Source organism: Clostridium sp. AM25-23AC (assembly GCF_003435125.1).
GTDB classification, from domain to species: Bacteria; Bacillota; Clostridia; order Lachnospirales; family Lachnospiraceae; genus Pilosibacter; species Pilosibacter fragilis.
The window spans coordinates 28,777-41,508 of sequence record NZ_QWGI01000007.1; the positions used below are offsets into that span (position 1 = coordinate 28,777).

The 12,732-nt window shown below is 53.4% G+C and carries 12 protein-coding genes; all 12 read left to right on the plus strand.

All coding sequences use genetic code 11. The annotated features are described in order from the left end of the window. The first annotated feature begins 13 nt into the window (after nt 1–13). Nucleotides 14–1,369, plus strand: a complete 1,356-nt coding sequence (locus DW677_RS05905) for an acetyl-CoA carboxylase biotin carboxylase subunit (protein WP_117503752.1) — start codon at nt 14–16, stop codon at nt 1,367–1,369. A 190-nt stretch (nt 1,370–1,559) separates the two neighbouring features. Beyond that, complete coding sequence (locus DW677_RS05910) at nt 1,560–3,344, plus strand: acetyl-CoA carboxylase carboxyltransferase subunit alpha (protein ID WP_117472180.1); 1,785 nt, start codon at nt 1,560–1,562, stop codon at nt 3,342–3,344. Between the two features lie 83 nt (nt 3,345–3,427). After that, complete coding sequence (locus DW677_RS05915) at nt 3,428–4,567, plus strand: nitronate monooxygenase family protein (RefSeq protein WP_117483880.1); 1,140 nt, start codon at nt 3,428–3,430, stop codon at nt 4,565–4,567. A 196-nt stretch (nt 4,568–4,763) separates the two neighbouring features. Next, a complete protein-coding gene (locus DW677_RS05920) occupies nt 4,764–5,414 on the plus strand; it encodes a nucleoside recognition protein (RefSeq protein ID WP_117566693.1) in 651 nt (216 codons plus the stop codon). A 256-nt stretch (nt 5,415–5,670) separates the two neighbouring features. Further along, nucleotides 5,671–7,344: an ABC transporter substrate-binding protein gene (locus tag DW677_RS05925; RefSeq protein ID WP_117566659.1), complete on the plus strand. Its 1,674-nt coding sequence runs from the start codon at nt 5,671–5,673 to the stop codon at nt 7,342–7,344. Beyond that, nucleotides 7,335–8,330: an ABC transporter permease gene (locus DW677_RS05930; protein ID WP_117483947.1), complete on the plus strand. Its 996-nt coding sequence runs from the start codon at nt 7,335–7,337 to the stop codon at nt 8,328–8,330. Before DW677_RS05925 ends, DW677_RS05930 begins: the two co-directional genes overlap by 10 nt. Then, complete coding sequence (locus tag DW677_RS05935) at nt 8,330–9,151, plus strand: ABC transporter permease (protein WP_117483882.1); 822 nt, start codon at nt 8,330–8,332, stop codon at nt 9,149–9,151. The genes DW677_RS05930 and DW677_RS05935 overlap by 1 nt, the downstream gene beginning before the upstream one ends. A gap of 13 nt (nt 9,152–9,164) precedes the next feature. Next, nucleotides 9,165–10,004 (plus strand): ABC transporter ATP-binding protein, encoded by an 840-nt coding sequence (locus DW677_RS05940; protein WP_117566660.1) that lies wholly within the window; start codon nt 9,165–9,167, stop codon nt 10,002–10,004. Then, entirely contained in the window at nt 10,001–10,618 is a 618-nt protein-coding gene (locus DW677_RS05945) for an ATP-binding cassette domain-containing protein (protein ID WP_117469948.1), read from the plus strand. Before DW677_RS05940 ends, DW677_RS05945 begins: the two co-directional genes overlap by 4 nt. A gap of 247 nt (nt 10,619–10,865) precedes the next feature. Further along, complete coding sequence (locus DW677_RS05950; RefSeq protein WP_117566661.1) at nt 10,866–11,906, plus strand: type II secretion system F family protein; 1,041 nt, start codon at nt 10,866–10,868, stop codon at nt 11,904–11,906. 13 nt (nt 11,907–11,919) lie between these two features. Next, on the plus strand, nt 11,920–12,387 hold the full coding sequence (locus DW677_RS05955) for a hypothetical protein (RefSeq protein ID WP_147324936.1): 468 nt from the start codon (nt 11,920–11,922) through the stop codon (nt 12,385–12,387). After that, nucleotides 12,384–12,731 (plus strand): type II secretion system protein, encoded by a 348-nt coding sequence (locus DW677_RS05960; RefSeq protein ID WP_117503760.1) that lies wholly within the window; start codon nt 12,384–12,386, stop codon nt 12,729–12,731. Before DW677_RS05955 ends, DW677_RS05960 begins: the two co-directional genes overlap by 4 nt. The last annotated feature ends 1 nt before the right edge of the window (nt 12,732 follow it).

Here is a 12,732-nt window from a genome sequence, read left to right on the forward strand (position 1 = left end):
GACTGGTGAAGAGATGTTTCAGAAGATTTTAATCGCAAACCGCGGCGAGATCGCCGTTCGGATCATCCGGGCATGCCGGGAGATGGGGATCAAGACGGTTGCCGTCTACTCCGAGGCGGACCGGGACGCACTGCACACACTTCTTGCGGACGAGGCGATCTGTATCGGACCGGCGCCGTCCACGGAGAGCTATCTCGATATGGAGCGGATCTTAACCGCATGCGTTGTCATGAAGGCAGATGCTATCCACCCGGGCTTCGGATTTTTGTCCGAGAATGCCCGCTTCGCGGAGCTCTGTGAAAAGTGCAATATCCGCTTTATCGGACCGTCAGCTGAGATCATTAACAAGATGGGAAATAAGTCCGAGGCGAGAAAAACTATGATGGCGGCGGGCGTTCCTGTGGTTCCGGGAAGCAAAGAGCCGGTCTACACTGTGGAGGAAGGCCTTAAGACCGCGAAAGAGGTCGGCTTTCCGGTGATGATCAAGGCGTCCAGCGGCGGCGGCGGAAAGGGAATGCGCGTTTCGAGGTCGGAGGAAGATTTCGAGGCGAACTTCTTAAATGCCCAGATGGAATCCGTCAAGGGATTTTCCGATAATACCATGTATATCGAGCGGTTTGTGGAGAATCCGCGCCACATCGAGTTCCAGATCTTAGGCGACCGTTACGGAAATGTGGTCCATCTCGGTGAGCGCGACTGCTCGATCCAGAGGAGACACCAGAAGGTTCTTGAGGAATCCCCGTCAGCGGCGATCTCCGGGGAGCTTCGGAAAAAGATGGGTGAGACGGCAGTCCGCGCGGCAAAGGCGGTCGGATATGAGAATGCGGGAACCATCGAGTTCCTTTTAGATAAAGATAAAAATTTCTATTTTATGGAAATGAATACGAGGATCCAGGTGGAGCATCCGGTGACGGAGGCTGTCACGGACATGGACCTCATCAAAGAGCAGATCCGGATCGCTGCGGGGGAACCGCTCTCCGTGAGCCAGGAGGACATCAAGATCTCTGGCCATGCTATCGAATGCAGGATCAACGCGGAGAATCCGGAGAAGAACTTTATGCCATGTCCGGGCATGATCACAGATATCCATCTCCCAGGTGGCAGGGGAGTCCGTGTGGACACGGCGGTCTACAACAATTACCGGATCCCGCCGAACTATGATTCCATGATCTTAAAGCTGATCGTGCGGGACAAGGACCGGGAGTCCGCCATCGCGAAGATGCGCAGCGCCCTCGGGGAGCTTGTCATTGAGGGAATCAATACGAATCTGGATTTCCAGTATGATATTTTAAGCGATCCGGATTTTCAGTCGGGAAATGTGGATACAAACTTCATTCCGTCGCATTTTCCGGAGTATACCAAAGAATAGGATTATACCAGTTCAGCCATGCACATAGTTAGGCATAGACGTGTGTTGCAAGCTTGCTTGCATAAGCACGTTTATGACTAACTATGTATATGCGGAACGCCACGAGCTTCTTGTTTTCATGGAACATGAAAACAAGAAGACTGCATGGCTGAACGTGCAATTTTCACAGTCTTGAAAGGAGCTTTTATATATGCTAAGGGATATGTTTAAAAAAACATATACGAAGATCGATATGAAATACCGTGCGGGAGAAAAGGAATCTGCCAGAACGGCAGAGGAGGACGCGCCGGTGATTCCTGCCGGGCTGTGGAAAAAGTGCAATAAATGCGGAAAGCCGATCTACACGGACGATGTAAGGGCGAACTTTTATATCTGCCCGAAGTGCGGCGGATACTTCCGTGTCCATGCGTACCGCCGGATCGAGATGATCGCGGATGAGGGAAGCTTTGAGGAGTGGGACAAGTTCATGCAGGTCTCCAATCCGTTAAGCTTCCCAGGATACGAGAAGAAGCTTGCAGCAGCCCGTGAAAAATCACAGCTCAATGAGGCCATCGTCACCGGATCCTGCACGATCCACGGACAGAAGACCGTTGTCGGTGTCTGCGACGCGAGATTTTTGATGAGCAGCATGGGCCACAACGTGGGTGAAAAGATTACGAGAGCCGTGGAGCGGGCCACGGAGGAAAAGCTTCCGGTGATCCTTTTCGCCTGCTCCGGAGGCGCAAGAATGCAGGAGGGAATGATATCCCTGATGCAGATGGCAAAGACTTCCGCGGCTTTAAAGAGACATCACGAGGCGGGACAGCTCTATGTGAGCGTCCTGACGGACCCGACAACGGGCGGCGTTACGGCAAGCTTCGCGATGTTAGGAGATATTATCCTCGCGGAGCCGGGGGCACTCATCGGTTTTGCGGGACCTCGTGTCATCGAGCAGACCATCGGGCAGAAGCTGCCGGAAGGTTTCCAGAGAGCGGAGTTCCTTGTGGAGCACGGCTTTGTCGATAAGATCGTGAAACGTGAGGAATTAAAAGAGACGCTGGCGATGATCTTAAAGCTTCATAAGAAGCCGGAGAGCGGATGTCTTGCGGACTGGAAAACGGAAAACACAGTTGACAGGGCGGCTTTTGAGGAAAAAGAGCAGAATTCTTCTGCGAAGAGAGCGCATCATGGTTCCGGAAAGGCAGCAGGAGCAATCCGCAGCGCATGGGATTCTGTCCTGCTTTCCAGAAAGGCGGACCGTCCGGTGGCTACGGATTATATCCGTGCGATCTTTGATGATTTCATGGAATTTCACGGAGACCGTTACTGCAAAGATGATGGTGCCATCGTCGGCGGAATCGCTTCCTTCCACGGAATGCCTGTGACAGTGATCGGGCAGGAAAAGGGTAAGAATACAAAGGACAACATCAAGCGCAACTTCGGAATGCCGTCCCCGGACGGATACCGGAAGGCGCTGCGTCTCATGAAGCAGGCAGAGACCTTTGGACGCCCGGTAGTGTGCTTTGTAGATACCCCAGGAGCCTTCTGCGGACTGGAAGCCGAGGAGCGCGGACAGGGAGAGGCCATCGCGAGAAATCTCTTTGAGATGTCAGATCTCACCGTTCCGGTGCTCTCCATCGTGATCGGAGAGGGCGGAAGCGGCGGAGCACTTGCCATGGCTGTGGCGAACGAGGTCTGGATGATGGAGAATGCGGTGTACTCTGTTCTCTCCCCGGAAGGTTTCGCATCGATCCTCTGGAAGGACAGCAAGCGTGCGGACGAGGCGGCGCGGGTCATGAAGATGACCGCGGCGGAATTAAAGGAACTCGGAATTATCGAGCGTGTGATCCCGGAGCCGGAACCGGCAGACCCTGAGACGCTTCCGGAGATCGCGAAGACTATGGAGAATGCCATGGAGGAGTTCATTGAAGCGTGGACACAGCTTGACGGGAAGACGTTAGCAGAGCGCCGGTATGAGAGATTCCGGAAATTTTAGGCAGCGCTCCAGCAGCGTGCGGACCAGCATATGGTCATGTTAGAGATGGAACAAATACGGGGAGTTATAATTTAGGAGGAAATATGGAGGCAGCAATCGGTCTGAAACCATTAAAAATAGGGAACCTCGTGGCGAAGCACCCGGTGATCCAGGGAGGAATGGGGGTCGGCGTGAGCCTTTCGTCCTTAGCCGGAGCAGTCGCGAAGGCGGGAGGAATCGGAATCATTTCCACAGCCCAGATTGGATTTAAGGATCAGGATTTCGGAAAAAATCCGATGGCGGCGAATCTGAGAGCGATCCATTCCGAGCTTAAGAAAGCCAGGGACAAAGCGCCCCAGGGAATTCTGGGCTTTAATATCATGGTCGCAACGAAGGAGTACGCGTCCTATGTGAAAGAGGCGGTGAAAGCCGGAGCGGACGTGATCATCTCCGGCGCCGGTCTCCCGATCGACATGCCGAAATTTGTCGCGGAGGCGGAGATTGAGAACGGAGGTTCTGAAAAGAAAGAGCGGCGTACCATGATCGCGCCCATCGTTTCCTCTGTGAAATCTGCTCTTGTGATCTGCAGGATGTGGGATAGAAAGTACCACACAGCACCGGATTTCGTCGTAGTGGAAGGACCGTGCGCGGGCGGTCATCTCGGATTTTCCAGGGAACAGCTCACTGAGCTTGGAGCCGACACAGACCATGTAGCCGAGACATTTAATGAAGCGGCTTATGATAAGGAGATCCGCGGAATCATCGAGACGGTGAAAAGCTTTGCGGAGAAGTACAAAAAACATATCCCGGTCATCACGGCGGGGGGAATTTTTGATCATAAGGACGTTCTGCACCAGTTTGAGCTTGGCGCGGAGGGCGTTCAGGCGGCGACGAGATTTGTGACGACTGAAGAATGTGACGCGGATATTGCATACAAAGAGGCATATATCAACGCGAAAGAGGAAGACATTGTGATCGTTAAGAGTCCGGTTGGAATGCCGGGCAGAGCGATCAAAAATAAGTTTTTAGAGCGTGTTGCTCAGGGACCGGTGAAGGTGGAGCGGTGCTTCCGGTGTCTGGAACACTGTAATCCGGCGGAAACACCGTATTGCATCACGAAAGCGCTGATCAACGCCGCAGAAGGAAAGATTGATGAGGCGCTGCTGTTCTGCGGAAGCAATGCATACCGTTGTGAGAAGATCGAGACGGTGCCGGAGGTTATGGCGGCGCTGTGCGGAGAGTAAAAAACTCAGAGAGGCTGTTGTGCAGATCATGTGAATCAGCCAGAATATAAATTTTCAGGAAAGCAGTTTTATAAAGTTCATAGATCCCGTATTTCTGTCATAAGATAAAGAAATTCAGGTGGTGGTTTGGCGTATCTGCGCTTCGAGTGCAGGCAGCCGAAGCGTCGCCGACTTTGACAGAAATGCGGGATTTTTTATGTTAAATATGCTCTGGGCAGGAATGATGGCAGCCGGGATCTTCTGGGCGGCGTTTCATGGAAATATGGGGGCAGTGACGAATGGGTTGCTGGATTCGGCGAAAGAGGCGGTGACTCTGGGTGTTACGATGCTTGGGATCATGTCGTTCTGGTGCGGGATCTTAAAGATCGGGGAGCGGGCTGGGCTCATCGAGGCGTTGACGGAGAAGATGCGTCCGGTGATCCGGTTTCTCTTTCCGAATCTCCCGGACGGACATCCGGCGGGGAAATATATCGCGACAAATATGATTGCGAACATGCTGGGGCTCGGCTGGGCGGCGACACCGGCAGGGTTAAAGGCGATGGAAGAGTTGGGGAAACTGGAGGATGAGAGACGGGAGGAAAAAGCGCCGGATAAGAGGAAAAATACGGCAGGGCAGAGCAGTCTGGCGAGACAGTCGGGCACTGCCAGCAATGAGATGTGCACGTTCCTGATCGTAAATATTTCCTCACTCCAGTTCATTCCCATCAACATGATCGCCTACCGCAGCCAGTACGGCAGTGTCAGCCCGGCGGCTATCGCAGGACCGGCGCTCCTCGCGACCATCGCCAGCACGGCGGCAGGAATCACGTTCTGCAAGGTCATGGACCGGAAAAACGTTGATTTTTGAAAAAAAGTCTACTATAATATTACTATTATGTGGCTGAAGCCCATACTCATAAAAGAGTTCCCCGCCCAAGGCGGTTTAAACCGAGAAATATTTACTGACGCAGGCATCGGAGCCAGATGCACAGTCTATAGAGACAAATAATACAATACCAGGAAGGTTGATGCATACAGAAAGTATGCCTCTTTCTGGTATTTTTAGTTGTGTGAGGCTTTGGATATTTTTAGGTACTAAAAAACATAGAAACGGGGATAAATTCATGAAAAAACAAACAATAAAGACAATAGTGACGGCTTTGACCGCTGCTGCTATGGTATGTTCCCTGGCGGGCTGCGCCGGAAATAGTTCGGGAACAACAGAAACCTTAAACGCGGAAAAGTCGTCTGAGGCGGAGAAAACAGAAGCAGCTGCCGGGATAGAGCAGGATAATGAAAAAGATTTTGTTATCGTTGTAATGGGACCATCATCTGAGCCTGAGGCTGGATTTGACCCGGCATACGGATGGGGCGCGGGGGAACATGTCCATGAGCCGCTGATCCAGAGTACGCTGACGGTAACAAAGGCAGATATGACGATCGGTTATGATCTGGCGACAGATATGAACGTCAGCGATGATGGGATGACATGGAACGTGACGATCAGGGACGATGTAAAATTTACGGACGGGGAACCGCTGACAGCGGAGGATGTAGCATTTACCTACAATACACTGCGGGATACCAGTTCTGTCAATGACTTTACGATGTTAGAAGAGGCAAAAGCCCTCGACAATACCACTGTGGAATTTGATATGACCCGCCCGTATTCCATATGGCCATATACGATGGCAATTACCGGAATCGTCCCGGAACATGCTTATGGACCGGACTATGGTTCCAATCCTATCGGCTCCGGCCGCTACATCATGAAACAGTGGGATAAGGGGCAGCAGGTGATCCTCACGGCAAACCCGGACTACTACGGGGATGAGCCGGAGATGAAGACGGTGACAGTTTTATTTATGGATGAGGACGCCGCCTACGCGGCAGCGCTCTCCGGGCAGGTGGATCTCGCCTACACTTCCGCGGCGTACTCGGATCAGACCGTAGACGGATTTTCCCTGTTGGCCTGCAAGACCGTGGACAACCGCGGCTTCAACCTGCCGGCGATCCCGGCGGGGGAGACGGATGAGAACGGAGTGCCGCTGGGAAATGATTTCACCAGCGATATCAATGTGCGCCGGGCCATCAACCTGGCGATCGACCGGGATGAGATGATCGAGCATGTGTTGAACGGATACGGAACAGCGGCCTACAGTGTCTGTGATCAGATGCCGTGGTACAACGCGGCAGCGGAGGTGGAGTATGATCCGGGTATGGCGGCCGCGATCCTAAAGGAAGCCGGATGGAGCGCGGGAAGCGATGGAATCCTGGAGAAAGACGGTGTCCGGGCTGAGTTCACCATGCTCTATCCGACGGGCGATTCCGTCCGCCAGGCACTTGCGGAGGACACCGCAAACCAGTTGAAAGAGATTGGAATCAAGGTGACGACAGAGGGCGTCGGCTGGGATACCGCCTATGACCGGGCACAGTCCACGCCGCTTATGTGGGGATGGGGCGCCCACACACCGATGGAACTTTACAATATTTACCACACGGCACTGGGAAAGGAATACGCGGAGTATTCCCCTTATGCAAACGAAAAGGTGGACGAATATATGGACGAGGCCCTGGCGGAGAGCGACCTGGAAAAGTCCTATGAACTCTGGAAAAACGCCCAGTGGGACGGAACATCTGGAATTACCCAGGATGGTGACCTTCCGTGGATCTGGCTTGTAAATATTGATCATTTATACTGGGTGAAGGATGGTCTGCAGGTGGCAGAGCAGAAGCTTCACCCACATGGACATGGCTGGTCGATCGTAAACAATGTCGACCAGTGGACATGGAAATAAAGAAAACGGGTCTGTGGTTTGGCAGACAGGCAGTGCGGATGTGTCTGATGGTGCTTCTGGTGAGCATTCTGGCGTTTGGGCTCCTGGCGGTCTCACCCATAGATCCGCTTCAGACAAATGTCGGACAGACAGCTCTGGGCTCTATGAGCCCGGAGCAGATCGCAAAGCTGAAAAGCTACTGGGGAACAGATCTGCCTCCGGTGGAGCGGTATCTGAACTGGCTGAAAGACTTTCTCCACGGAAATATGGGAACATCCCTTTTATATCGCCGTCCGGTGGCAGAGATCATCGGGGATAAGGTCATGAATTCCATCTGGCTTTTATTCACGGCATGGTTGTTTTCTGGTATTCTTGGCTTTTTCCTCGGCGTTCTCGCAGGAAAAAAGCGCGGTGGGATCATGGACCGGATCGTGACGGGATATTCCCTGTTTGTGGCCAGCACCCCGGCATTCTGGGTGGCAATGGTGCTGCTTATGGTATTTGCGGTGAAGCTTCACTGGTTTCCCATCGGATTCAGTGTGCCCATCGGCATGGATGCCGGGCAGATCTCCATTGCGGACAGGATTCGCCATGCGCTTCTCCCGGTGGTGGCTCTCAGCATCACGGGAATTTCCTCCATCGCCCTGCACACGAGGGAAAAGCTCATCGAGGTCATGGAGAGCGACTATGTGCTGTTCGCGAGAGCCAGAGGCGAGTCGGACTGGTCGATCTTACGTCGTCATGGACTTCGGAACATTCTTCTGCCGGCCATGACGCTGCAGTTCGCGTCGGTGAGTGAGATCATCGGCGGCTCCGTCCTTGTAGAACAGGTATTTTCCTATCCGGGATTGGGCCAGGCGGCTGTGACGGCAGGACTTGGAAGCGATGTGCCGCTTCTTCTGGGGATCACGGTGGTTACAGCGGTGATCGTCGCGGCGGGAAACCTTGCGGCGAATGTTCTCTACGGCGTGATCGACCCGCGGATCAGAGAGGGGGCGAAGCGCTGATGAAGAAAAATCGCAGAATACAGAGCTTCGCGCTTCTGATCCTGGCGGCTGTGCTGTTAGCGGTCATTGCGGTGCTCGGAAGTTTCTGGCAGGAAGCTGCCCTCGGGACGGATTTTACGAGAAAAAATCTGGCACCGTGTATACAATATCCTTTTGGAACAGACTGGATGGGACGTGACATGTTCGTGCGGACAGTTGCGGGACTTTCTTTGAGTATCCGGATCGGACTTCTGACGGCGGCAGTCAGCGCGGTGATGGCCTTTGTACTGGGACTCAGCGCGGCGGTCTTCGGAAAGTTCGTGGACAGTGCGGTGCGGCTGCTTATCGATATCGTCATGGGAATTCCCCATATGCTGCTTCTGATCCTGATCTCCTTTGCCTGCGGGCGTGGATTCTGGGGCGTTGTCTGCGGAATCGCGTTTACCCACTGGGCATCCCTGGCGCGACTGATCCGCGGGGAGGTCTTACAGCTGAAGCAGAGTCAGTATGTGAAGATCGCGGAAAAGCTTGGAAAAGGGAAATTTTACATCGCGTTTTCCCATATGGCACCGAATCTTGTTCCGCAGTTTATCACGGGCCTGGTGCTCATGTTTCCCCATGCGATCCTGCATGAAGCCAGCATCACGTTCCTGGGCTTCGGTCTGTCTTCCGAGAGTCCGGCCGTCGGAGTGATCCTTTCGGAAAGCATGAAATATCTGGCCATGGGAAAATGGTGGCTGGCGCTGTTCCCGGGACTTTTCCTCGTTGGGACCGTGCTTCTGTTTCATTATATCGGACAGGAACTCTGCCGACTTTTGGATCCGGGCAGTGTTCATGAGTAAGGAGGCGGGGAAGATGAATGATACGATTTTGGAAGTTAAGGATCTCTCCGTCACCTTCACCCAGTATGACCGGGGATTTTCCAGGCGGACGCTCCACGCGGTAGAGAAGATGGACCTGGAAATAAAAAGCGGCGAGATCGTCGCGGTGGTGGGATCCAGCGGTTCGGGAAAAAGTCTGCTGGCCCATGCGATCATGGGAATTCTTCCATACAACAGTGAAATGGACGGAGAGATATGGTTTCTTGGGGAGCCGCTTACGGAAAAAAAGGTCAAAAGACTCCGGGGACATGAGATCGTTCTGGTGCCCCAGAGCGTTTCTTACCTGGATCCGCTTATGAAGATCGGGGATCAGATCCAGAACGGGAAAAAGGATGTTTCTGTGAAGGAAAAATGCCTGGCGGTGCTGAAGCGCTATGGCTTAGCCCCGGATATCCGGGGAAAATACCCATTTCAGCTCTCCGGCGGCATGACGCGGCGTGTCCTGATCTCCACGGCGGTGATGGAGAAGCCAAAGCTCGTCATCGCGGATGAGCCGACACCGGGACTTCACCTGGAGGCGGCAACCCGCGTCATGGGACATTTCCGGGAGATGGCGGACGATGGGGCAGGCGTGCTGCTGATCACCCACGACCTGGAGCTGGCGCTCCTGACAGCTGACCGGGTCATCGTGCTCTACGGCGGCAGAGTCGTCGAGGAGACAGATGCGGCGGCATTTCAGGATGAGAGGAATCTCAAACATCCGTACACGAAGGCGCTGTTTCGGTCCATGCCGAAGAACTGGAAGAAGGATGGGGAACAGCTCTGCGATATGGGGGAGATCTTAGAGGACATGCGAAGGGAATACGGCAGATGAGGCTGGAAGCGAGAGATATTTCTTTTAAATATGGAAAAGGGACGAGACAGATCCTGGATCATGTGAACCTTACGGTGGAACCCGGAGAGAGTGTGGGGATCATGGCGCCCAGCGGATACGGGAAGACGACGCTCTGCAAGATTCTGGCGGGGTACGAGAGGCCGGATTCGGGGGAGGTTCTTGTGGACGGGATGCCGGTTCTTGAGCTTCGTGGCTACTGCCCGGTGCAGATGGTATGGCAGCATCCGGAACTCTCGGTGAATCCGAAGAGACGGTTGAGTACGGTTCTGGAGGAAGGCGACTGGACTTTTGAGAACCCCAGCGAGTGGGCACGGATCGAGGCGGGACTTGGGATCCGGGACGAGTGGAAAGACCGGTTCCCAGTGGAGGTCTCCGGCGGCGAGCTTCAGAGATTCTGTATTGCGAGAGCGTTGGGGCGACGGACGGAACTTCTGATCGCGGACGAGATGACGACGATGCTGGACCTTATTACACAGGGACAGATCTGGGATTTTGTCTTGAAGGAACTGAAGCGCCGGGAGATGGGGATGATTGCGGTGAGCCATTCGCCGGAGCTTCTGGAGAAGGTGTGTGACCGGGTGGTGCGGCTATGAGTCGTACAATACAGTGGTGGTAGTGGATTTGCCGATTTGGAATGCGAAGCAACGGCGAAGATATTGAAAGTAGACCGTCTGCGGACAATACATTGACAAGTTTTGTAAGATTCCGTAAAATAACATCATAAAAATATTGAATAACATCATAAAAATATTGATTTTACACGGTGCAGTGGATAACTGCGCCGTTTTGTTTTACCGCAGGCGGCTACGTCCAGCACGGAAATAGGGGGGAAAGCTTTGTATGAAAAAGTGTAAAAAGCTTGGAGCAGAAAGGCTGTCGGAGTTTTTCAGGCAGTTTTCTGTCCTGGTGGAGTCGGGATTATCAATTCCGGAAACATTGGAGATCATGCAGCAGGATGATACCGACCGGGAGTTCTGCCTGGCGTGTCGAAAACTGGGAGCGTTCATGACCGAGGGGAAGACCGTCGGGGATGCCATGGAAGAAACCGGGCGGTTTCCGGAACCGGCGATCCAGATGATCCGGGCAGCGGAGATGAGCGGCCAGCTTGTCAGGACGACGGCACGGCTGGCGGTCCATTATGAGAAAGAACACAGGACAGAGGGAAAAATCCGCAGCGCGGTTTTGTATCCGAAGATCCTGGTTCTGATGATGATCTTTCTAATGCTGTTCGTATTTCTGGAGATCCTGCCGACGTTAGAGCCGATCCTGGTGGATGTGACGCTGCCGCTTCTTACAAGAATCCTCATGGGGATCAGCCATTTTCTGTATGCGTACCGCTATTTCCTGCCAGTGGCGGCCGTTATGATCCTGGTAGGATGGAAGATCCTGACGGAAAGAGTATGGTTTCGTTACAGCTATGACCGGGTAATCTGCAAATTTCCGGTGGTCGGACGGCAGATAAGGATCATCTGTACGGCAAGATTCTGTGAGAACATGTCCAGCCTTTATTCCAGTGGACTTCCGATCACATCCTGCCTGAAATATACGGAAGGAACGATCGGAAACAGGTATCTGGACCGGGAGATCAGGACGATCATGGCGCGTGTGAGCAGCGGAATGCTTTTGAGTGAGGCAATCCGGGAGAGTGGTGGATTTGAAAAGAAACTGGCGGCGGTGATCGTTACGGGAGAAGAGGCGGGTCACCTGGATAAAATGCTGGAGCGGATCGCGGGAAGCTATGAACATGAGTCGGATCTGGCGCTGAATAAGCTGGTGAACCTGCTGGAACCGGTAATGATCCTGATGATCGGGATCTTTACCGGAATCCTGATCCTTGGAATCATGGAGCCGATGTGGAACATGTATGGAAGTATTCGATAAGGAGGGAGTGGCGGTGAAAAAGAACCGGAGCGAAGGATTTGTGATGGCGGAGGTTCTGGTGACCGTGCTGTTTGTCACGGTATTTACCTCACTTCTCTTTTCGTCTGGGGCAAGGCGCTATCGTTCAGCATTGAACTTTGCCGCAGGAACGGAAGCGAGGCTGGCCGCCGAGGCGGTGGTGCAGATCCTTGTGGAGAATATGTGCCAGGAGGAGCCGACAGGAATCCTTGAAAAATTACAGGGACCGGAGGGACTTCCGGAGACGGAGGCGGCAGTGTGGGCAGAGACTGGAAATGGGGAGAAAAAGAGGATCGAGACAGTCATCTCCTCCTATTGGAAAGAGGACGGTTCAGGACTTGTGTTACAGGCGGTCTGTACTGTAAATGACCGGAAGGAAGGTGCGTCGAGACTGATCCCCATGGCACCTGTTTTCGTGAGTACGCCGTCTTCGGCGGAACGGAGTGGGGAGGAAAAGCCATGAAAAAGAGATGGAAACGGAATGAGAATGGCTCAACACTGGTGGAGCTGATGACGGCGTTTCTGATCCTTCTTCTGGTAGCTGAGGCGATGCTTCTCAGTGTCTCCGGCTATTCAAAGACTGTGAAACGGTATCGGGAGATTTATGAGGCAGGAAACAGACTGGAACGCCATATGGGAGATGCAGAATACGGGGAACCGGCAGAGATCCATCTGGCGGTTGATGGAGAAGAATTTCTGGAATCGGGATATTTCGCGGAAGAAACGTCGGATACCGGAACCGTCCAGGTCTCGGGATTCTGGGTGTCCATGACTTCGGAAGAAGAGACAGGTGAAAGGAAAGATTAAA

Coding starts and splice junctions, on each gene's coding strand:
- DW677_RS05920 (WP_117566693.1), top strand. CDS start 4,764: ATGTTAAATATGCTCTGGGCAGGAATGATGGCAGCCGGGATCTTCTGG.
- DW677_RS05945 (WP_117469948.1), top strand. CDS start 10,001: ATGAGGCTGGAAGCGAGAGATATTTCTTTTAAATATGGAAAAGGGACG.
- DW677_RS05935 (WP_117483882.1), top strand. CDS start 8,330: ATGAAGAAAAATCGCAGAATACAGAGCTTCGCGCTTCTGATCCTGGCG.
- DW677_RS05940 (WP_117566660.1), top strand. CDS start 9,165: ATGAATGATACGATTTTGGAAGTTAAGGATCTCTCCGTCACCTTCACC.
- DW677_RS05930 (WP_117483947.1), top strand. CDS start 7,335: ATGGAAATAAAGAAAACGGGTCTGTGGTTTGGCAGACAGGCAGTGCGG.
- DW677_RS05960 (WP_117503760.1), top strand. CDS start 12,384: ATGAAAAAGAGATGGAAACGGAATGAGAATGGCTCAACACTGGTGGAG.
- DW677_RS05910 (WP_117472180.1), top strand. CDS start 1,560: ATGCTAAGGGATATGTTTAAAAAAACATATACGAAGATCGATATGAAA.
- DW677_RS05905 (WP_117503752.1), top strand. CDS start 14: ATGTTTCAGAAGATTTTAATCGCAAACCGCGGCGAGATCGCCGTTCGG.
- DW677_RS05925 (WP_117566659.1), top strand. CDS start 5,671: ATGAAAAAACAAACAATAAAGACAATAGTGACGGCTTTGACCGCTGCT.
- DW677_RS05915 (WP_117483880.1), top strand. CDS start 3,428: ATGGAGGCAGCAATCGGTCTGAAACCATTAAAAATAGGGAACCTCGTG.
- DW677_RS05950 (WP_117566661.1), top strand. CDS start 10,866: ATGAAAAAGTGTAAAAAGCTTGGAGCAGAAAGGCTGTCGGAGTTTTTC.